The sequence below is a fragment of the Lentzea sp. NPDC006480 genome, assembly GCF_040611995.1.
In the GTDB taxonomy this organism is placed as follows: Bacteria; Actinomycetota; Actinomycetes; order Mycobacteriales; family Pseudonocardiaceae; genus Lentzea.
The window spans coordinates 21,961-42,470 of record NZ_JBEXPJ010000016.1 but is presented as its reverse complement, the minus strand read 5'-3'; the positions used below and the strand labels follow the sequence as shown (position 1 = coordinate 42,470).

Genomic DNA, 20,510 nt, shown 5'->3' with positions numbered 1-20,510 from the left:
GAGCAGCATGACGCCCCGGCCGACAACGACGTCGACCGGGGCGTTCGCCTGTCGGTAGCTTGGTCGGCGTGGAGAGTCCCTCGGCTTGGCCGTACCAGCCCGTCGACAACGGGTTCAGGACCGTCGGGTGGGAGTGGATCGGCGGTGAGGTGCGCGAGCGGTACGTCACGGGTCCGCTGGCCGCGGCCGGCTTCGGGTACCTGGCGGAGATCATCGACAGCGTTCTGACGAGCGGAGTGCGGGATCGGCTGTGGGTGAGCACGGCCATGCACGACCTCACGATCGTGCCAGCGAACGCTGACGAGTGGGAGTCGATCTTCGTGGTCTCGCCGGCGAACTATCCGTTGCTGCGCGGCCACATGGGGCTCGCCTTCTGGAGCGAACGCCGTCGCCTGGAGTACCGGCAGTACCTGGTCGAGGACGCCGTCGACGCGTTCTGGGAGATGGTCGAGGAGAAGTTCGGCATCAGGCGTTAGGCGTGCACGAGTCCCAGCCGACACGCTTGCACACCGCCCGCACCGGCTCGTACAGCGAGTCCTCCACCTTCGCGTACCCCCAAGCCGTGGCATCTCCGACCGGGCACTCGCCCTGGCAGAACCCGTTGGCGCGCAGGTAGTCCGCCGTCGCCTTGGTCTGCAGGGCGGCGACGATCCGCTGCCGCAGCGGTTCCGGCAGGTCGTCCGCCACGGCGAGCGGCGCGCCGGGGATCGGCCCGGACGTCCAGATCTTGGTGAGCTGGCCCGGCTGGATCTGGCCGCGTTCGACGAGATGCCGGTCGACCATCTCGTCGAACGCGAAACCCGCGTCGCACTGGCGGTTGGCGACGGCGAGCACGGTGGCCTCGTGGCCGCTGGTGAACACGGGGACGGTGTCGTGCAACGGATCCAGGCCGATCTCCCGCAGCGCCGCGCTCGGGTAGAGGTAGCCGGAGGTCGACACGCGGTCGGCGTAGCAGACCTTGCGGCCGCGGAGGTCAGCCAGCGACGAGATGCCCGACTCGGCGTGGGTGAAGCCGAAGCCGCGGTAGGACGGTGCCGCGCCCTTTTCCTTCACCTGCGCGGAAACCGGGGTGATGCGGGCGCCTCGTTCGCGGGCGACGACGTAGGACTGCGGGCCGAACGCGCCGATGTCGATCGAGCCGTCGCGCATGCCGTCGATCAGAGCGTCGTAGGTGGTGGGTTCCTGCACGCGGATTTCCACGCCGGTTTCGTGGCGCAGCATGTTGATGATCGGCAGGAACGTCTGCTGGGTCGTGATCGAGCTGGCGGTCGGGATGCCGCTGAAGACCAGGGTTTCCGGCGTGGGCCGCGCCTCAAGAGCAGGCGCGGAGCAGGCGGCGAGGAGCATCAACAACATCAGGCGTTTCATCGCTGGTTCTCCTGGCGGGCGCAGGTGTCGCGGTAGGCGAGGGCCGGGAGGTACTGCTGCCACTCGAACGGGCTCAGACCACCGCCGGCGACCGAGCAGGCGCGGGCCACGGCGTCGTCCAGCAGCGCCATGTCCCACAGGATCGTGGTGCCGTCGGAGCTCGCGGTGGCGAGCACGGTGCCGTTGGGGGCGAAAGCGGCGGAGTTCACGGCCATGCGGTGGCCGTCGAGCTGACGGCCCACCTGGCGGGGCTGGTTCGGGTCGGTGATGTCCCAGACGAAGGTGCTGCCGGTGGACGTGCCCGCGACCAGCTTCGTGCCGTCCGGGCTGAACGCCAGGGCGGTCACCTGTTTGTTCTGGCCCAGTGGCTGGCCGATCGGGAGCGGGTGGTCCGGGTCGGCGATGTTCCACAGGATCGTGGTGCCGTCGGTGCTGCCCGCGGCGAGCACCTTGCCGTCGAAGGAGAACGCGGCCGCGCTCACGCTGTTGTTGTGCCCGGTCAGCGGTTTGCCGATCGGCGTGCCTGACGGCACGTTCCAGAGCACGACCGTGTTGTCGCCGCCCGCCGTCGCGTCCACGTCGCCGTGCGAGGCCAACGAGTACAACCGCGAGGCGCCGGTTCCTTCGCTGATCTTGCGCGGCTGCAGCGGATAGCCGACGTCCCAGTGGATCTGCCGGTTGTCGGAGCCGGTGGTGACCAGGGTGTTCGCGTCCTCGAACGCCACGGACTTCACCAGCATGCCGTGCCCGGTCAGCGGCAGGCCGATCGGCCATCTCCCAGACGATCGCCGGGCCGTGCGCGCTGCCGGTCACGAGCCGCTGACCGTCCGGGGAGAACGCCAGCGACGACACCGCACTTCGTTGTCCCACCAGGGGTTCGCCGAGTTGCCGTGGTTGCGAAGGAGAGCTGATGTCCCACAACACCGTGGTCGCGTCGTGGCTTCCGGCGGCCAGCACCGGGGAAGTCGGCGAGAACGCGACCGACGAGACGACGCCGCTGTGGCCGGACAGCCGGGTGTGCGTGCGGTCGGCGAGGCGCCACAAAGTGGTCGTGCCGTCCGACCCACCGGCCACGAGCAGCGTCCCGTCGCCGTTGAACGCCACCGAAGTCACCGCCTTGCGGACGTTGTCGTTCAGCGGCTCATCCGGCACGGGGTGTGCGGGATCGCTGATGTCCCAGACCACCACGGTGCCGTCGTGGCTGGCCGTCGCGATCTTCGAACCGGCGAACGCCACGGACGACACCCCGACACCCTGGCGTTTGAACGGCTCACCGAGCTGTGTCGGCGAGAGTCCCAGTGACCACAACGTCGTGGTGCCGTCCAAGCGGCCGATCGCGAGCAACGTCCTGGTCCGGTCGAACGCCACCGAGCTCACCGGCGCACCGGACGCCAGGCGGTGCCGCGAGCCGTTCCCGATGCCCCACAACAACACCGAGCCGTCCGAACTCCCGATCGCCGCGAGATCGGTGGCCAGCGCCACCGAGGTGGTCACCGCGCCGGTGGCGGACTCGGCGGCGAGCCGGCGGGGTTTGTCGGTGAGGTCCCACAGGCTCGCCGTGCCGTCCGTGCTGCCGACAACGGCCGTGTGACCGCTCGGGCCGAACGCGACGGCGGACACCATCTCGCCGAACGAGCCGCCATACCGTGTGGTGAGCAAGGTGTTGACCAGCTCCGTGTTCGTGTCGGAGCTCGGTGCCAACTCGTGTGCGGCCATCCCGAGGCGCAAGGCGAGCTGTGGCGACGAGTTGCGCGCGACCTGTGCCTGCGCGACGAGTGCGCGCGCTGTCGCCGTGTCGCGTTCAACGCTCGCGTTGCCCCACTGGATCGCCGCGAGACCCGCTGCGCCGATCGCCGCGACGAGGAACATCGCCAGCCAGCTGACCGTGCGTCGGCGTTCATGACGGCGTTGCCTTTGCAGCGCGAGAATCCGCACACGGCTCGTGTCGAGGTACCTGCGGGCGTCAGGGGAGAGGTCGCCCTCGGCCACCAACGGTGAGATGGCGGCGAACGTGTCCTCGTTGAGCAACAGGTGGTCCGCGCTGTCACCCTCGATCCACTGCGAGGCGTCCAGCTCGACCGACTGGGCCGCGCGCAGGCCGATCTGGCGCTCGTCGATCGCGCTCCGCAACGGCCGCCATTCGGTGAACAACGCCTCGTGCGCCACCCCGATCCAGCGCCCCTGCTTGTCGCCGCTGGCGGTGAGCAGCCGGTGCCGCACGAACACCTCCAGCGCGTCGCGCGCGCCGGCGTCGAGCTGGGCCAGGTTGACGCGCTTGCGAGTCGGCCTGCCGGTGAGGTCGAGCGCGGCCAAGCCCGCGAGCCGGGCCAGCAGTTCGTCCCTGCTCAGGCCGGTTTCCGAGACCGCGCTCTCGAGCACGTCGTCCGCGTGCCCGGCGAGCGCGCCGTGCACGCCGCCGAGGTTCTCGTACCGCTCGCTGGACAACGTGCCACCACGCGGCACGTTCATCGCCAGGTGCTGCAACGTGAACGCCAGCAACGGCAACGCCTCACCGCTCGCGGTGTCCTCGACGAGCTGCGCCACGAGCTCCGGGTGGACCTTGAGCCCTGCCACCTTCGCCGGACCGGTGATCACGACGTTCAGCACCTCGCGCGCGAGCGGCGCCAGCACGTAGCTGCCGATGTGCACACCACCCAGCTCCGGCAACGTCCGCAGGTCGTCGAGGAACTCCGACCGCAGTGTCGCGATCACCCGGACGCGGTCGCCGAGCCCCTCCCGCAGCAGGTTCGCCACCACCTGCCGGTCCTTCTCACCGGCACGCGTGAAGAGCTCCTCCGCCTGGTCGATGGTGATCAGCAGCCGGCGGTCCTCGTCCACCAGCTCCTGCGCGACGCCGTGCAGCCCGTCGAGCACGAGCCGGTCCCGCGCCTCCTGCAACGACCAGTCGTGCCCGGCGCGTTCGGCGGTCTTGCGCACCGCACGGGAGAGCGCGTCCAACGGGTCGCTGCCCGGCAGCCACGGCGGCATGACGAGCCACCGCGGGTCGTCCGCCAGCTGAGCCAGCAGACCGGCCCTGACCAGTGACGACTTGCCGCACCCCGACGGCCCGACGACGGTGAGGACGCCGGGGCCGCGGCGCACCTTGCGGGCCAGCGCGCGGGTTTCCTGGTCGCGGCCGAAGAACACGGCGCTCAGGGACGTCGTGAACGCGTCCAGGCCGGGGAACGGTTCCTGGTCCTTCGCGAGCTTGCGGCCGCCGGCGTCGAACTGCCGCAATGCCTTCTCCAGGTGCTCGCGGGCGGTGGCGGGCGGGATGTGGTTGAGGTGCCCGATCAACGGGTGGATGACGCCGCCGGTCTGCACGGGGAGCAGCAGGCAGCCCAGCGCGTCGGCGATGGCCACCTCGGCCGTGCACCAGCTCGACGCGACCGAGGCCTGGCTGACGACGCAGACCACCGCGTCCGCCTTCCGCAGCTCGGCGTGCAAACGTTCTCGCCAGGCCTCGCCGACCTGGATTCCGTCGTCGGGATGAACTTCCAGGAAGGTCTCGTGGTCGTGGTCGAGCCAGTCGCGTATCTGTGTCGCGATCGCCACATCCGGCGTCGCGTGGCTGATGAAAACTCGCGCCACGTCGGCCTCCTTTGGCATTCGGTCACCGATTGTGCGGAGCACGCAGGGGACGGGTACCGGTTGTCCACTTGTTGGCACATCTCCAACGCGCGACGGTCACTCGCTGCATACGTACTTCTCCGTGAAATCGGAATCTCTTTCGGGTGAATCTCGCGCTGGATACGGGCGAACCGAGTTCCGCATATCGCGAAGGTTGTCCAGTTCGGGCGAAACTGGTAGTCGTAGATCAACTCGGTTGGGGGGTGAGCATGCGCAGCGTTCTGCTGGCTGTCGTGATCGCCCTGTGCGCCGTGCTGGCCCCGGCCGTCACTCCCGTGTCGATCGGCGCGCCGCCGCCGAAGTCGAAGACCTCCGTGCCCAAGGAGGAAGCACCCCGCGAGGAGCGCGAGACGACCCGGCTGCGCGGGCTCGTGACGTCTGTCGAGCGGGTGTCCACGATGGCGAAGCCGTCGTTCGTGACGGTGTTCGAACCACCCGCCGAGCCGAGTCTCGTGCCGGCCTCTTCCGCCGAACCGATAGCGGTTTGGCGCACACCCCCCGCACTGCAGGTGTTCCGGAACTGATCGAGGTCCCTGCCACCCGATCAAACCGAACACTTCTCCTTAGCAGTGAGGGATTCCCATGGACTTCCATCGCTTTGTTCAGCATGCCCGCGCGCACGCCAAGTCGCGTTCCCGTGCGGCCGGACAACGACTCGCGGCGGGCCAGCAGCCCACCACGATGTTCATCACGTGCGCCGATTCGCGCATCGTGACGGCGCAGATCACCGGCGCCGAACCGGGTTCGCTCTTCGAACTCCGCACGGCGGGCAACGTCATTCCGCCGTACTCGCTTCACGCGCCGTCCAGTGAGATGGCCACGATCGAGTTCGCGGTGCTGCAGCTCGGTGTCAGCGAGATCGTCGTGTGCGGCCACTCGCACTGCGGCGCGGTCGGAGCGCTGCACGGCGGCGGCATCGACCACCTGCCCGCGATGCGCGGGTGGTTGCGCCCCAAGGCTCCGCGCAAGGCGAGCGACCCGGCGATGCGGGCGGAAGGACAGGAGCACGTGCGGGCGCAGGTGCAGATCCTGCTGGAGTACCCGTTCGTCGCTCAGCGCGTGGCGGAGGGGACGTTGCGCGTGCACGGCTGGTTCTACGACATCGAGACCGGTGAGGTCTCCGCCGGCGCCGAGCACGCTTTCCTTCCGCTGTAAGGGTCTTTCGTGATGAAGAGGTATTGGGCCGATCTCGGTGCGTCGGTCGTCGTGTTCCTCGTGGCGCTGCCGCTGTGCGTGGGTGTGGCGGTGGCGAGCGGGGTGCCGGCCGAGCTCGGGATCGTGACCGGGGTGGTCGGCGGCATCGTGGTCGGGCTGCTGCCCGGCAGCACGATGCAGGTGAGCGGGCCGGCTGCCGGGCTGACGGTGCTGGTGGCGGATGCTGTTGGCAAGCACGGGATCCAGGCGCTCGGCGTGATCGTGCTGGGGGCCGGGTTGCTGCAGGTCCTGCTCGGCTTAGCCAGAGGCGGGCGGTGGTTCCGCGCGATCTCGCCGTCCGTGGTGCAGGGGATGCTGGCCGGCATCGGGCTGGTGCTGGTGTTCGGCCAGCTCAAGCACTTGGTGGTGTCGCCGGTCGCGTTGGCGTTCGGCCTGCTCACCGTTGTGATCATGCTGTTGTGGCAACGGACTCCGCTGCGCGTCGTGCCGGGCGTGTTGGCGGGTGTGGTGGTGTGCACCGCGCTGGCGGCGATCTTCGCGTCGCCGGTCGCGCGCATCGAGGTCGGCACGCTCTCGGCTGACGTGCATCTGCCGGACTTCGGGTTGCTGAACGTCGGAGTGATCGGCACCGCGGTGGTGTTCGCGCTCGTGGCGTCGGCCGAGAGCATGTTCAGTGCCGCGGCGGTGGATCGCATGCACAACGGGCCGCGCACGCGCTACAACCGCGAGCTGGTCGCGCAGGGTGCGGGCAACGCGGTCTGCGGGCTGCTCGGGGCGTTGCCGATGACGGCGGTGATCGTGCGCAGCTCGGCCAACGTCCAGGCCGGTGCGCGCACCAGGGCCTCGCGGGTGTTGCACGGCGTGTGGCTGCTGCTGTTCGTGGTGCTGGCGCCGGGGTTGCTGACGTTGATCCCGGTCGCCGTGCTGGCTGCGGTGCTGGTGCACGCCGGGTGGAAGCTGCTCGGCCTCAAGGAGCTGGTCGCGTTGTGGCGCAAGGACAGGGCCGAGAGCGCGGTGCTGGTGCTGACCGCCGGGCTCATCGTGGCCACGGACCTGCTGACCGGCACGGTGGCCGGGTTGCTGGCGGCGGTGATCAAGACGGCGTGGGACGTGTCCCGGCTGTCGGTGGTCGAGACGCCGGAAGGGGTTGCGCTGAAAGGAAACGCGACCTTCCTCAGGCTGCCGAGACTGCTGGACGCGCTGGACCGGGTCGACCGGGAGCACGTCCGGATGGACCTGAGCGGCGTGCGGCACCTCGACCAGGCCTGCGGGCAGGCCATCGACCAGTGGGTCGACGAGTCGCGCCGGGCCGGGCGCACCGTGGAGCTCGTCGGCCGCTAGACGCGCCCCGGCTCCCCGTCGGTGAGCGGCCGGACCAGCGAAAACGAGGTGCCCGCGGCCGTGGGGGTCGCGGCCGCGGGCACCTCTCCATTCAGATGGTCACTAGTGAGACGTGAACTGACCGCGCACGGCTCCACCGGGGAACGGACCGGTGTGCAGGTTCGAGTAGAAGTCCTTCGGCGACTTCTTCAGCGCGTCCAGCGTGGCTTTGTCGGCGGTGGCCGTGCCAGAGACCGCGAAGATGCCCTGCGGGATCGCGGTGCCGAAGAACGTGATCTTCACCGGGCCGTTCTGGCCGGCGACGCCCTGGTGGACGTGGCCGAGCGTCGGCGCGTCGATGTTCACCCACGCCAGCGAGAAGTCGACGCCGTTGCCCGAGGGCTGCACGAACGTGACGGCCTGGCCGTCCGGGTCGCCGACCTTCGGGCCGTTCTGCACCGGCACCTCGTTGCGGCCGTTGGAGAACGCGCGGACCTTGCCGCCCTTGATGATGTCGAGCGGGTTCACGTTCTTGCCGAGCGGCTTGAGCTGCGCGCGGACGGCGCCGCCGGGCTTCTCGGTGCTGTGCAGGTTCACGTAGAAGCCCGCCGGGTTCTTGCGGATGTCGTCAGCGAGCTTCGGGTCGATCACGGTCTGGCCGGCCGCCGCGGACAACGTCTCCGGCATCGGCGTGCTGAACAGGCTGACCTTCACCGGGCCGTTCTGGCCGGCGTTGCCCTGGTGGATGTGGCCGAGCGTGAGCTGCGAGGTCTTCTTCCACTCGACCGCGAACGTCACGCGGTCACCGCGCACCTCGACCAGCGCCTTCGCCGAGGCGTCCTCGTCACCAACGGCCGGACCACCGGCCGTCGGAACCTCCTGCTTGCCGTCCAGGTCGGCCGAGAAGAACATCGGCTTGCCCTTGACCGGCGCGGGAGCGGGCTGGGTGGGGTTCGGCGCCGGGTTGGTCGGCGCCGGGTTGTGGCCGCCGTGCTCGCCGTGCTCACCACCAGCGGCTTTGGTCGCCGTCGGGTTGGCAGCTGAGCCGCCGGCGTCGATGTTCAGCGTCGGCCCGTCGGCGGTGAAGTTCTGGAAGACCGAGCCGCCGTTCTTCACGACCACGCGGACCTCGATCGGCCCCTTGTTCGGCTTCACGGTGAAGGTGCGCGACTCGCCCTTCTTGGCGCCGTCGAGGCAGCGTCCTTCCAGCACGTCGGCGGCGCAGAAGGTGGCCTCGTACCCGGCCTGGTTCGTGATCTTCACGGTCACGGCGTCCTGCGCGGCGGACGCCGGAGTCACCACGGCCAACCCGAGCGCGGCGCCCATCAGGCATGCGGCAGCGACAGTTTTGTTGCGGGACATGGGATGTACTCCAAGGCTCCTCAGTGGGAGTCGGGGGGTCTGGCGGACCCGACATGACCAACACGGACGCCGGTCAGATTCGGTTCAACAAGTTCGTTAGTGAACCGAACGACGTCTCGATACGTGTAGACGGCGGGAACAGGAACGACCACTTTGGAGAAGAACATGCGTGCACGTATGGGAATTCTGTTGCTGCCCGCCCTGCTCGCGGGCCTCGCTGCCTGCGGAAACGAGGCGCCGCAACAGGTTGCCCAGCAGGAAGCCCCTGCCAAGGTCGAGGTGAAGATCGCGCAGTCCGACCTGGGACCGATCCTGGTCGACCAAACGGGACGGACGCTCTACGCATTCACCAAAGATGAAAACAAGTCCAGCGCGTGCGACGCCGACTGCATCGCCGTGTGGCCCGCGCTCACCGCGCAGTCCAAAGTGGATGCCAAGGACGGCGCGGACACGAACCTCGTCTCCCGCGTCGACGAGAGCTCGCAGGCCGTTTACGGAAAGTGGCCGCTCTACTACTACGTGGGAGACCAGGTCGCCGGTGACCTGAACGGCCAGGGCGTCGACGACGAGTGGTTCGCGATCGCGCCCGACGGCAAACTCGTCAAGAAGAGCTGATGAACGTTGGGCCGTTCGGGTGTATCCGGCTAACGGCGCTGTGGGATGAGTCGACCCTGCAGGTGAACCAACAGGGGGCGACACATGACCAGCGCAGGTTTTGACGCGAAGTTCCTCGGCACCGCCGCGGGACTCCCGACGCTGACCGAGACGGGCGCCGACGACGCGGTCGAGCTGAACGGCTCGACCACGATCGACTACACGCACTTCTCGCTCGCGCTCAGCAAGTCGCGCAAGTTCGCGATCTGGGTCGCGTGGAACATCGACGGCGGCGAGCTGAAGGCGTTGAGCCGCAGCAACATCCCGTTCATCAAGGACCCCAGGGTGCCGGCCGAGTTCCAGGCGGGCGACGAGCTCTACCGCGACAACAGGCTCGACCGCGGGCACCTCGCGCGCCGGGCGGACCTGTGCTGGGGCCCGAAGGCGGAGGCGCAGAGGGCGAACAAGGACTCGTTCTTCTTCACGAACATCACGCCGCAGATGGACGACTTCAACCAGAGCACCAAGGAAGGGCTCTGGGGCAGGCTGGAAGACGCGGTGCTCGCGGACGTCGACGTCGACAACCTCAAGGTCAGCGTCTACGGCGGGCCGGTCTTCAACGTCGACGACCGGGTGTTCCGCGGCGTGCCGATCCCGCGTGAGTTCTACAAGGCGATCGCGTTCGTGGTCGACGGCGAGCTGCACTGCAGCGCGTTCCTGCTCACGCAGAACCTGGTGCTGGCCGAGGCGCTCGACCTGGACGAGTTCCGCACGTTCCAGGTGTCGGTGGCCGAGCTGGAGAAGCGCGTGAACTTCACCTTCCCGGCCGAGCTGCACACCGCCGACACGGCTGCCGTCCAGCTGCTCGACGAGTCCGAGCGCAAGCCGCTGGACAGCCTCGCCGACATCAAGTGGTGATGCGCACGCCTGGTAGCTCCTGACGCAGTTCTTCCAGCCGGGCCGACGACTCCGGCTGGTGCACGACGAGATGTCGCAACGCCGGCAGCACACGCAGGTCGCCCGCCGCCGGCACGCCGAACACCTCGAGCACGGAGATGGTCGGCCACCGCTGCAGCCCCGCCAGCGAGTAGGGCGGGCGGTGGTCGATCGCCAGCTCGCGCAACGCGGGCAACGCCGGCAGCGCGGCCAGCCCGTCGTCGGTCGCCGAGTCGCGGATCTGCAGCCGCCGCAGCGAGCCACCTTCAAGCGACTCCAGCTCGACCCGGCTGAAGTGCAGGTGCAGCTCGTCCAGGTCCTTCACCGGCGCCAGGTCGATCCGGCCGAGCGGACGGCACCGGCTCAGGTGCAGTTCCTTCAACGACTGCGACAGGGCCAGCGGCGAAAGCTCGCGCATGACCTCGTTCTGCCACAGCTCCAGCCGGTGCAACGCCGGCATCGCACCCAGCGGGTCGAGCGGGTTGATGTTGCCGATGCACCGCACGTACCGCAGCTTCTGCAGGTGCATGATGAACTGGATCCGGTGCCAGCCCCGCACGTCGACCCGCCGATCGCCGAAATCCACTTTGGACAGCACGGTCCTGGCGTAGTTCTCCGCGTCCGGCGTGTTGCGCCACGCCCGCAGCAGCTCGTCGATCACCATCGCGTGATCCACCGCCACGAACTCCGCGATCCGCTCCCACGCACCCTCGCCGCCGATGTTGGCGAGCGTTCGCACGATGTACGCGGCCTCCTCGGTGGCCTCGGGGCCGGGCAGGAGATCCACCACGAACGACCCGGCCTCGGACAACGCGTCGGCGTGCGCGAAGCTCTTCGGGGGGATCAGCGAGGCGGCCGCGGACGTCACCTGCGCCCGCGCGGTCTCCGGTTCGATCACGTCGGCTTGTTCCAGACACGCCAACGCGAGCAACCGCAGTTTGTCCCGGCCGCGCTCGTCCTTGCGCGTGTCGTCGTTGCCCGCCAGCAGGTCCATCAGCACGCGGGCCCGTTCGCGCGGCCGGGCGTGCGCGACGGCCATCACCACGACGTCGTGCCACTCGTCGAGATGTGCCCGGTCCACCAGCAGGTTCAGGTCACCGGCGTCGACGACCTCCTTGGCCGCCAGGTAGTCCCGGAACGTCCGGTGCACGAACTGCACGCGTTCCGACGAGACCTCGCGCAGCAGCCCGGCCCGTTCGAGCAACCGCTGCATCGCCTCGTGCGGGTCGATCTCGTGCGACCGCAGCCCGCGCATCGCGTTCCCGAGCCGGTGCACGGCCTCCTCGCGCGGCACCATCAGCTCCCGGTTGCGCACCAACGAGTACGCGAACCGTTGCAGCAGAACGAGCTGTTCCTCCTTGGAGAACGACGGCAGCGCCAGCCCGCGGTCCTCGTCCCACCGCACCAGCAGCAGGTCCAGCGCGGCTTCGTACAACGACCGCCGATCGCGCGGCAGGTGCATGTTCCGGTCCTGGTGCAACGCGCACAGCAGCCCGGCGAGCAACGGGCTCGACGCCAGCCGCCGCAGATCAGGCCGCCTGGCCAGGGTGGAGATCAGCCGGGTCTCGCACTCGATCAGCCACACCCGCGCGTCCCGGGTCAGGCCGGGCTCGTCGCGGGCGGCGGTGTGCCAGGTTTCCACGAAGTCCCGAACACCCTTGTCGCTCAACGGCAACAGGTCGAACGCCGCGAAGTCGCACTCCTCCAGCCAGTCCTCGGGAACGGCCGCCGGGCGGGTGGTGATCGCGTACCTGGCCTCCGGATACGCCTTCACCAGATTGCAGAGCCACTGGCGCGCCTCCTCCCGCCGCTCGGACACCAGCTCGTCCACGCCGTCGACGAGCACCAGCGCGCGGCCTTCCCTGAGCTGCGCGGTCACCCACCCGGCCGGCTTCTCCTCCTCGATCATCGAGGCGGTCGACGAGATGAACTCCTCCGGTTTCGGGAGCGTCGTGCACTGCCGCAACGGCACGAAGAACGGCACCAGCCCGAGCCACTCGTTTCCCGAGGTCCGCGTCTCGCCCAGCGCGTTCATCGCGAGCCAGCGCAGGAACGTCGTCTTGCCCGCGCCCGCACCACCCCTGATCAGCACGCGAGGGGTGTCCGCCAGCGCCGCCGCCACCGGCAGTCCCGCCCCGGTCAGCTCGTCGGTGTCGCCGACCCGGGCCACCGCCAGCGACACGTACGAGGTGTCGAACGAATGCCTGCGCGGCGCCCGTCCGCGCGACACCCCGAACAGCTCCAGCCCGCCCAGCGAGTGCGCGACCTGGTCGGCGTAGCGGTCCTCGAAGTCCCGATGCGACGCCGTCAACGCCAGTTTTTGCTGGTCGGCGAGTCGTGCCACGGCGTCGGCGGTCGCCCGGCCGATCCGGAACATCTCCACCGCGAGCCGCCGGGCGTACTCCGGCTGCGACCACACCAGCTCGACGACCGCGACACACACGCGCAGCAGCAACGCGTCGTAGACAGCCGTCGCGTGGTCGGACAGTCCCGCCGAACGCCGGATCTTCTCCGACTTGGAGAACACGTGGTTCCGCAACGACTCGGGCGTCAGCATCACCCGCAACGCCTCGTCGTCGCGCAACGGCAGCGACGCCTCGATGGACTCGCGGACCGCGTCGACAGCGGCCTGCCACTCGTGCTGCTCGACGGTGCTCAGCTCACCGCGCGCGAGCTCCGCGCTGACCCGCTCGACCAGCGGTCCCGGCCTGGTCAGCTCGCGTTGACGTTTCTTGTCCCTGGAGCCTTTGTGCACGACGTCGAAGAGACCGACCAGAACGCGCTCCAGCACGGTCTCCAGCACCATCAGCAGTCCGGCGGAAAACGGATCGGCCACACTTCCAGTATCAGCACGTGATCAGCTGGTCCGGCGAGACTTCACCTGCTGTTCATACGGGCACGGCGACCTTGCGGACGTGACCGATCGCGAACTCGCGCGTCGACCCGTCCTCGCAGTCCGCCGTCAGCACGCCTTCCAGGTGCTTGGCCGGCGTGATCACGTGCGTCTCCAGCTGCCGCGGCCCGCTCGCGTACCTGATCTCGACCGGGCTGCCGTCCACCAGCGCCGCCGCGAGGATCAGCACCTCCTCGTCGCGCAGGACGACGTTCTGGTCGCGCAGCATCCGCGCCGCGCTGGCCCGCGGCGTGCCCCGCCCGACGGCCGGCCGTTCCTGCTCGACCAGCCTGATCGCGAGCTGCGCCAGCTCCAGCTCGTCCAGCTCGGTGCGCCACCACCGGTCCGGCCTGCGTTCGCCACGAGCCGGTGCCCGGCGTCGCCCGACATGCTCCACAATGGACTGATCACCCGCGTCGAGCCCGGTCGGCGCGTATCCCGCCCTGCGCAACGCCGCCAGCGTCTCCGCCATCGGTTGCGCCGACGCCAGCACGGTCGGCGCCAGGAACCGCAGCTTGAGCGAACCCAGCCGCTTCGACTTCGCGATCTCCTGCAGCAGCATCGGATCCTCGGCCCGCACACAGCTCGCCACGTCCGTCACCGTCAGCTGCCCGTGCCGCCGCGCCACGTCCCGCACCTGGTACTCGATCACCTGCGGCAGCGGTGCGTCCGACACCGCCGCGAGCTTCGTCAGCACGTCCTCGGCAGTGAACCCGCTGTCCAACGCGCGCCGCACCGACCCGGCGGACAGGCGCCACACCCGAGCGGCGTCGTTGTCCTCCAGATCTGCCACCAGGTTCAGCGTCGCGGACAACTCCGGTGACGGCAGCCCGTTCACCACCGCGGTCATGTCCGTCTGGAACGCGGCCTTCTCGGCAGCGGGAGGCATCAGCTCGGCAGCCGCGGCGTCGATGTCACCGTTGTTCAGGACGGCGGTACCCAACGTCGTCAGCGCGCCGCCCGCGATCAACCCGAGCGACTCCATCTCGCTCATCACCGCCGCTGTCGCGCGCGGGTCCTGCACCGCCGGCCGTTCCCACACCAGGTCGGCGACCAGCTCGTCGAGGTCGGTGTAGGCCTCCTCCGCCGAGAACCGCTCCAGCGCGGTGCGCCGCAGAGCCAGCCCGGCTGCCCCGGTGTAGTCGCGCAACGCCGCCCGCGCCTGGTCCGGTTCCGGCCGCCAGTCCATCCGCTGCCACGCCTTGACCAGCGCCGCGAGCCGCTCGCCGGGAGCAGAACCGAGCCAGGAGTCCGCGTGCTCGGTCGGCAGCAGCCGCGCGCGTTCGATGCCGATCAGCTGCGTCTCGACCGCGAGCTCCAGCCACAGCCGCAGCACGCCGTCCGCGACCCGCAACGCCCGCGCGGCCCGCCGGATCTCGACCGTCGCGACGCCACCGGTGTAGCGGGCGTCGAAGCTGTCCCGTTCGCAGTGGGCCAGCAGGCGTGCCACGCCGTCCACCGTGGACATCGCGGCGACCACCGGAGACACCCCGGACGCCTTGCGCCGCACCGGCTTCTTCGGTCGCAACGTGAGCTGGCCGGGTTGCGCGCCGGTCGTCCGCACCGAGTTCACCGCGATGAGCCTGGCCCCGTCCGGCCACGCCAGCGCGCGTTCCTCGAGCTGCCGGAAGGCCCGTTCGAAGTCATCGAGTGAGCACCGCAGATCGGCGCACACGGTGTCGACCGTGCCGGCGTTGCCCTGCGCCACGATCGCGCCGAGCACGTCCACCGCGCCCTGGTCCAGCGTGTCCTCGGCCAGGTGCACCGAATCGGAGTCGGTGAGCTGCGTCGCCAGGTCCTTCAGCGTGCGGATGAAGCGATCCGCGACGTCGCGGCGGTGCACGAGTACGACCGCCACCTCGTCCGGCTCGAGCGTGTGCAGCCAGGTCGCGAGCGCGTTGATACGGCGGGCCATTCACCTGATTATGGCCTTGATCATGTGTGCTCAAACGAATTTCACGCGCTTGGGCGATGAAACTAGGCTGACTCGGTGACGTTCACCGGCTTTGGCGAGTACGCCATCGACTTCTACGACGGTCTTGAGCTCGACAACTCGAAGGCCTACTGGGACGACAACAAGGAGACGTACCTGCGGGACGTGAAAGCGCCGATGGAGGCGTTGCTCGCGGACCTGGAGAAGGAGTTCGGCGAGGGCAAGGTGTTCCGGCCGTACCGGGACGTGCGGTTCTCCAAGGACAAGACGCCGTACAAGACCCATTGCGGTGGCGTCATCGAAAAGGGCCGCGGCGGCGGTGCGTACTACACGCAGATCAGCTCCGAGGGCCTCGCGACCGGTGGCGGCTCGTACCACATGGCCCCGGACCAGCTGGCTCGTTACCGCGCCTCGGTGGACGCGCACGGCCTGCTGCTGCGCAAGATCATCGACAAGCTGCTCAAGCAGGGCTGGTCGCTGCACGGTGACGTGATGAAGTCGAAGCCGCGCGGGATCGACGACGACCACCCGCACCTCGACCTGCTCAAGCACAGGTCGATCTGGGTGCGGAAGGTCTGGGAGCCGGACGACGTGCTGCACGAGCCGGGGTGCCTCGACCGGGTGCGCAAGTCGTGGCGTCAGCTCAAGGACTTCAACGCGTGGTGCGAGGACCATGTCGGCGTGAGCGAATCGCCGCGGCGATAGCCCAGCCGAGCGCGATGCCGAAGACGTCCACCAGGGCGTCGAGCACGTCTCCACTGCGGTGAAGTGGCGTGATGAGGTACTGGAGGACCTCGCTCACCCCCGCGTAGACCACCAGGATCGGCAGAATGCGAGGAAGTTTCGCATATAGGCCGGTGTACGCGAGCAGGGCGAACAGCAGCGTGTGCACCACCTTGTCCGTGCCGGGTGGCGAGCTCGGCACACCTGACTCCGGGGTGAACAACACGACGACGCTGAGCAACGCCGCGATCACGAACGGGAGTACTCGACCCATGGTCCGAACATTACCGAGGAGTAGTTCGGGATCGGTCCAGGAACGAGGACTAGTCTCTGCAGACGTGAGTCGACGCGCAAAGATCGTCTGTACGCTCGGTCCCGCCACTGGCACGCCGGACAAGGTCCGCGACCTGGTAGCGGCCGGTATGGACGTGGCCAGGATGAACTTCAGCCACGGCAGCCATGCCGACCACAAGCAGGTCTACGACATGGTCCGGGCGGCAGCCGACGAGTCGGGCCGCGCCGTGGGCATTCTCGCCGACCTCCAGGGCCCCAAGATCCGCCTCGGCCGGTTCGCCGCGGGTCCGGTCGACTGGAACAACGGCGACGTGGTCCGCATCACCGTCGAGGACGTCGAAGGCACGCACGACCGCGTGTCCACGACGTACAAGGAGCTCGCGAAGGACGCCAAGGTCGGCGACCGCCTGCTCGTGGACGACGGCAAGGTCGGCCTCGTAGTGGTCGACGTCGAAGGTTCCGACGTCGTGTGCGAGGTCACCGAGGGCGGACCCGTCAGCAACAACAAGGGCCTTTCGCTGCCCGGCATGGACGTCTCCGTGCCCGCGCTGTCCGAGAAGGACATCGAGGACCTCGAGTTCGCGCTCTCGCTGGGCGTGGACTTCATCGCGCTGTCGTTCGTGCGCTCCCCGGCGGACATCGACCTGGTCCACCAGATCATGGACCGTTCGGGCAGCAAGCGTCTCCCGGTGATCGCGAAGATCGAGAAGCCGGAGGCGGTGGACAACCTCGAAGCGATCGTCCTCGCGTTCGACGGCGTCATGGTCGCCCGCGGTGACCTGGGCGTCGAGCTGCCGCTGGAGCACGTGCCGCTGGTGCAGAAGCGCGCGATCCAGATCGCCCGCGAGAACGCCAAGCCGGTCATCGTCGCGACCCAGATGCTCGACTCGATGATCACCAACTCCCGCCCGACCCGCGCCGAGACGTCCGACGTCGCGAACGCGGTGCTGGACGGCGCGGACGCCCTGATGCTGTCCGGCGAGACCTCGGTCGGCCGCTACGCCATCGAGTCCGTGCAGACCATGGGCCGCATCATCGAGGCCGTCGAGACCGAGTCGGTCGTCGTGCCGCCGCTGACCCACGTCCCGCGCACCAAGCGCGGCGTGATCTCCTACGCGGCCCGCGACATCGGCGAGCGCCTGAACGCCAAGGCTCTCGTGGCCTTCACCCAGTCCGGTGACACCGTGCGCCGGCTGGCCCGCCTGCACACGCACCTGCCGCTGCTGGCCTTCACGCCGGAGCCCTCGGTGCGCTCGCAGCTCGCGCTGACGTGGGGCACCGAGACGTTCCTGGTGCCGCGGGTGGAGTCCACCGACGAGATGGTCCGCCAGGTCGACACGTCCATGATCGAGATCGGCCGTTACTCGGCTGGTGACCTCATGGTGGTCGTCGCCGGATCGCCTCCTGGCACCATCGGGTCGACGAACCTCATCCGGGTGCACCGGCTGGGGGAGGAAGACCACGCGTAGTGGCTGGCCTCTCAGCCTGATGCGTCGTTGAAGCCGGCCTCGCCCCCTCATACTGGTTGAGGGCGCGGGGCCGTTGCCGTGCCCGACGACGATCGCGCCCATAGGGAGAGTTCTGCCGTGACTGAGGCCGCCCGTGCCGCTGCTTCCTCGCCATCGGGGTTGAGCGGCCAATCCGCAGTGGACGACCTGGTCGCGTTGCTCGACCTGGAACGCATCGAGGAGAACATCTTCCGAGGCGTGTCGCCCGCCGAGTCGCCGGTGCGCGTCTTCGGCGGACAGGTGGCGGGCCAGGCCCTGGTCGCCGCCGGCCGCACGGTCCCGGTCGAACGCCGTGTGCACTCGCTGCACTCGTACTTCATCCGGCCCGGCGACCCGCGCGTGCCGATCGTGTACGAAGTGGACCGCATTCGCGACGGCCGTTCGTTCACGACCCGGCGCGTGGTCGCGGTGCAGCACGGCAAGGCGATCTTCGCTCTTTCGGCTTCGTTCCAGCTGGAGGAGCAGGGGGTCGACCACTCCTCGGAGATGCCTTCGGTGCCCGCGCCCGAGTCGCTGCCGACGTGGGCCGAGCAGGCCGAGGGTTACCTGCTGCACTCGTCGAAGTTCCCGCGGCCGATCGACGTCCGGTACGTGACCGAGCCGCCGTGGGAGTCGCGTGAGGACGGTCCCGGCGAGGCCGCTTCCCGTGTGTGGATGAAGGCGGACGGCAAACTCCCGGACGACCCGATGCTGCACATCTGCGTGATGACCTACGCCTCGGACATGACGTTGCTGGACGGGGTTTTGGCCAAGCACGGCGTTTATTGGGGCCTGGACAAGGTTCTGGGCGCCTCTCTGGACCACGCGATGTGGTTCCACCGCCCGTTCCGCGCTGACGAGTGGCTGCTGTACGACACCTCTTCGCCTTCCGCCTCGGGCAACCGGGGGCTGGCGACCGGGCGGTTCTTCTCGCAGGACGGTCAGCTGGTGGCGACCGTGGTGCAGGAGGGGCTGATCCGGGTGCTGAATGACCGGTGAGGTCTGGCGGTTGCACCGCTCCGGCGTGGAGATCGCCCGGCTCGTGGTGACCGGCGGGGACTTCCCGTGGCTGCACGCTCAGGTCGAGACGCTGGCCGGGTTCGAGGAGTTCCGGCCGGTGTTCCTGGAGTTGGAGCAGGCGCTCGATGCCGAGGAGTACTCGCGAGCCGATGAGCTTGACGGTCGGGTTCGGGAGCTGTTCACGATGACGTTCCCGGACGGGGAGCCGGTGGCGGAGTTCCTGTTGCGCATCTACGCGGACGGGACGGCCGGGTGGCGCTGGCACGACGAGCCGTTCGACTGAGGCTCGAACACTGTTCGAGTGGTCAAGGCCGGGGTGGGACCAGCTCACGCCTTGCGTCGCCGGTGAGTCGGCCGCAGGTTCGCCGGCGGCGTCAAAGCGCGGGTCTCCACCCGCTCCAGCACCACCGAACTGGTCAAGTTCCGCACCTCCGTCCGCGACGCGATCTTGTCCATCAGAAACGCCTGCAGATGCGTCGAATCCGCCACCGCGATGTGAATCAGAAAGTCAGCCTGCCCCGAGACGTGGAACACCGCCCGAGTCTCAGCCTGAGCCATCACGAACGCCCGGAAAGCCGCCACCACCGGCCGCGTGTGGGGCCGCACGTTCACCGCCACCACTGCCTCCAGGGGCAGCCCGGTCGTGGCCGGGTCGACGACCGCGTGGCACCCCGTGATCACGCCGAGGTCGCGCAGCCGGCGCACCCGTTGCAGGCAGGAGGAAGGCGCCAGTCCGACGATCTCCGCCAGCGCGCGGTTCGGCAGGGTCGCGTCGTTCTGCAACTCCTCCAGGATGTGCCAGTCGACCGAATCCAGTTCGGCTTGTTCGCGCATAAGCGAACATCGTACTGACCAGCTGGAATGGCGCAGAACAACGCACAACGATCACGGCATGCACATCGCGTGGACGTCGTTCCTGGTTGCCCTGCTGATCATCATGATCGTGCCGGGGCCGGACTTCGTGCTGATCATGGGGAACGCGGTGCGCAGCCTCAAGAAGGGCACGGAAGCGGCACTGGGAGTGATCACCGGGCTGCTGGTCCACGCCACGCTCGCCACGATCGGACTGTCCGCCCTCGTGGCCGCGGTGCCCACGGCGCTGCTCGTGGTCAAGGTGATCGGCGCGCTGTACCTGGCCTACATCGGGTTCATGACCCTGAGGACCTCTAAAGCAACCCAGCACCAGGAAGACAAAGGCAACGTGTTCCTGCGCGGCCTGTTGTGCGACCTGTTGAACCCCAAGGTGATGCTGACGTTCCTGAGCCTCATCCCGCAGGCGATGGACCCGAACAGCGCGCCACTGCCCCAAGCCGCGCTGCTGAGCGCGGTCACGGTGGCGACCTTCGCGCTGTTCTGGGTCATCGTGGTGCCCTGTGCGCGTCAGCTGGGCACCGTCCTGAGCAAGCCCAGGATCCGGGCCGCGTTCGAGCGGGTCTGTGGTACCGCTCTCATCGGGATGGCCGCGTCAGTCCTGGCTGCCTGAGTCCCACGACACGGACAGCTCGTCCCGGCTCCCGAACCGGACCAGGTGCCGCTCCACGACGTCCTGCAGGCGCGCGACGTCCTCGGCGGAAGAGCCCACCACTCGCATCACCAACGCGGAATCCGAAGCCTCGAACTCCGCCAGACCCGCGGAAAAGCGCACGAAGCCGCGAGTGTCCTCCCAGGACCCCTCGAGGTCCTTGTGCGTGAAGTGTTTCACCAGCTGCGATCCGTACCTGGAGGCACGGTCGGTCGCCGAGCGTCCCACGCTCGTGAATTCCGTCATGCGAGCCAACTTACGCCTAGCCATACG

18 protein-coding genes and 2 pseudogenes are annotated in these 20,510 nt (G+C 68.8%); 11 read left to right on the top strand and 9 right to left on the bottom strand.

Going from position 1 to position 20,510, the window contains the following annotated elements; translation table 11 throughout:
• Window positions 1-68 precede the first annotated feature (68 nt).
• Window positions 69-476 carry a hypothetical protein gene (locus ABZX92_RS09380; RefSeq protein ID WP_355555745.1) on the top strand — a complete coding sequence of 136 codons (408 nt, stop codon included), beginning with the start codon at window positions 69-71 and terminating at the stop codon, window positions 474-476.
• Here ABZX92_RS09380 and ABZX92_RS09375 read toward each other — a convergent pair.
• The 3 genes and pseudogenes from ABZX92_RS09375 to ABZX92_RS09365 form a co-directional block, all read right to left on the bottom strand.
• Window positions 466-1,347: pseudogene (locus tag ABZX92_RS09375) on the bottom strand (phosphate/phosphite/phosphonate ABC transporter substrate-binding protein); the annotation flags it as partial. The gene ABZX92_RS09380 and the pseudogene ABZX92_RS09375 sit on opposite strands and share 11 nt — an antisense overlap.
• A 17-nt stretch (window positions 1,348-1,364) precedes the next feature.
• Window positions 1,365-2,108 carry a hypothetical protein gene (locus ABZX92_RS09370; RefSeq protein ID WP_355555840.1) on the bottom strand — a complete coding sequence of 248 codons (744 nt, stop codon included), beginning with the start codon at window positions 2,106-2,108 and terminating at the stop codon, window positions 1,365-1,367.
• A gap of 67 nt (window positions 2,109-2,175) precedes the next feature.
• Window positions 2,176-4,977, bottom strand: a pseudogene (locus tag ABZX92_RS09365) (TIR domain-containing protein); the annotation flags it as partial.
• A 230-nt stretch (window positions 4,978-5,207) separates the two neighbouring features.
• Between ABZX92_RS09365 and ABZX92_RS09360 the strand changes: the two are divergent.
• The 3 genes from ABZX92_RS09360 to ABZX92_RS09350 are packed head-to-tail and all read left to right on the top strand — an operon-like array spanning window position 5,208 to window position 7,494.
• Complete coding sequence (locus ABZX92_RS09360) at window positions 5,208-5,522, top strand: hypothetical protein (RefSeq protein WP_355555743.1); 315 nt, start codon at window positions 5,208-5,210, stop codon at window positions 5,520-5,522.
• A gap of 58 nt (window positions 5,523-5,580) precedes the next feature.
• Entirely contained in the window at window positions 5,581-6,153 is a 573-nt protein-coding gene (locus tag ABZX92_RS09355; protein WP_355555741.1) for a carbonic anhydrase, read from the top strand.
• Window positions 6,154-6,165: 12 nt separating this feature from the next.
• Window positions 6,166-7,494 (top strand): SulP family inorganic anion transporter, encoded by a 1,329-nt coding sequence (locus ABZX92_RS09350; protein WP_355555739.1) that lies wholly within the window; start codon window positions 6,166-6,168, stop codon window positions 7,492-7,494.
• A gap of 102 nt (window positions 7,495-7,596) precedes the next feature.
• Here ABZX92_RS09350 and ABZX92_RS09345 read toward each other — a convergent pair whose 3' ends face one another.
• Window positions 7,597-8,835, bottom strand: coding sequence for a CHRD domain-containing protein (locus ABZX92_RS09345; RefSeq protein ID WP_355555737.1), 1,239 nt, complete (start codon window positions 8,833-8,835; stop codon window positions 7,597-7,599).
• A 165-nt stretch (window positions 8,836-9,000) separates the two neighbouring features.
• Here ABZX92_RS09345 and ABZX92_RS09340 point away from each other — a divergent pair, with 165 nt between their 5' ends.
• Window positions 9,001-9,450, top strand: coding sequence for a hypothetical protein (locus ABZX92_RS09340; protein ID WP_355555735.1), 450 nt, complete (start codon window positions 9,001-9,003; stop codon window positions 9,448-9,450).
• A gap of 84 nt (window positions 9,451-9,534) precedes the next feature.
• Entirely contained in the window at window positions 9,535-10,347 is an 813-nt protein-coding gene (locus ABZX92_RS09335) for a DNA/RNA non-specific endonuclease (RefSeq protein WP_355555733.1), read from the top strand.
• Here the strand turns inward: ABZX92_RS09335 and ABZX92_RS09330 are convergent.
• Together ABZX92_RS09330 and ABZX92_RS09325 are read right to left on the bottom strand one after the other, a co-directional pair.
• The gene (locus tag ABZX92_RS09330; RefSeq protein WP_355555731.1) at window positions 10,337-13,201 is read right to left on the bottom strand and encodes an NACHT domain-containing protein; all 2,865 of its coding nucleotides are present in this window, start codon (window positions 13,199-13,201) and stop codon (window positions 10,337-10,339) included. The genes ABZX92_RS09335 and ABZX92_RS09330 overlap by 11 nt on opposite strands.
• A gap of 52 nt (window positions 13,202-13,253) precedes the next feature.
• Window positions 13,254-15,173 (bottom strand): helicase-associated domain-containing protein, encoded by a 1,920-nt coding sequence (locus tag ABZX92_RS09325; protein ID WP_355555729.1) that lies wholly within the window; start codon window positions 15,171-15,173, stop codon window positions 13,254-13,256.
• A gap of 75 nt (window positions 15,174-15,248) precedes the next feature.
• Between ABZX92_RS09325 and ABZX92_RS09320 the strand changes: the two genes are divergently transcribed.
• Complete coding sequence (locus ABZX92_RS09320; protein ID WP_355555727.1) at window positions 15,249-15,896, top strand: DUF2461 domain-containing protein; 648 nt, start codon at window positions 15,249-15,251, stop codon at window positions 15,894-15,896.
• Here ABZX92_RS09320 and ABZX92_RS09315 read toward each other — a convergent pair.
• Complete coding sequence (locus ABZX92_RS09315) at window positions 15,844-16,188, bottom strand: VanZ family protein (RefSeq protein WP_355555725.1); 345 nt, start codon at window positions 16,186-16,188, stop codon at window positions 15,844-15,846. The two genes, ABZX92_RS09320 and ABZX92_RS09315, sit on opposite strands and share 53 nt — an antisense overlap.
• A gap of 64 nt (window positions 16,189-16,252) precedes the next feature.
• On the opposite strand from ABZX92_RS09315, the gene pyk reads away from it, so the two are divergent.
• From pyk to ABZX92_RS09300, 3 genes are all read left to right on the top strand, one after another.
• On the top strand, window positions 16,253-17,677 hold the full coding sequence (gene pyk, locus ABZX92_RS09310; protein WP_355555723.1) for a pyruvate kinase: 1,425 nt from the start codon (window positions 16,253-16,255) through the stop codon (window positions 17,675-17,677).
• A 117-nt stretch (window positions 17,678-17,794) separates the two neighbouring features.
• Window positions 17,795-18,694, top strand: coding sequence for an acyl-CoA thioesterase II (gene tesB, locus ABZX92_RS09305; RefSeq protein ID WP_355555721.1), 900 nt, complete (start codon window positions 17,795-17,797; stop codon window positions 18,692-18,694).
• Window positions 18,684-18,998, top strand: a complete 315-nt coding sequence (locus ABZX92_RS09300) for a hypothetical protein (RefSeq protein WP_355555719.1) — start codon at window positions 18,684-18,686, stop codon at window positions 18,996-18,998. The genes tesB and ABZX92_RS09300 overlap by 11 nt, the downstream gene beginning before the upstream one ends.
• A gap of 44 nt (window positions 18,999-19,042) precedes the next feature.
• Here the strand turns inward: ABZX92_RS09300 and ABZX92_RS09295 are convergent, their stop codons facing one another.
• Window positions 19,043-19,549 (bottom strand): Lrp/AsnC family transcriptional regulator, encoded by a 507-nt coding sequence (locus tag ABZX92_RS09295; protein WP_355555717.1) that lies wholly within the window; start codon window positions 19,547-19,549, stop codon window positions 19,043-19,045.
• A 58-nt stretch (window positions 19,550-19,607) separates the two neighbouring features.
• Between ABZX92_RS09295 and ABZX92_RS09290 the strand changes: the two genes are divergently transcribed.
• Window positions 19,608-20,198 carry a LysE family translocator gene (locus ABZX92_RS09290; RefSeq protein ID WP_355555715.1) on the top strand — a complete coding sequence of 197 codons (591 nt, stop codon included), beginning with the start codon at window positions 19,608-19,610 and terminating at the stop codon, window positions 20,196-20,198.
• Here the strand turns inward: ABZX92_RS09290 and ABZX92_RS09285 are convergent.
• Window positions 20,181-20,483, bottom strand: a complete 303-nt coding sequence (locus ABZX92_RS09285) for a DUF2218 domain-containing protein (protein WP_355555713.1) — start codon at window positions 20,481-20,483, stop codon at window positions 20,181-20,183. The genes ABZX92_RS09290 and ABZX92_RS09285 overlap by 18 nt on opposite strands.
• Window positions 20,484-20,510: the final 27 nt, after the last annotated feature.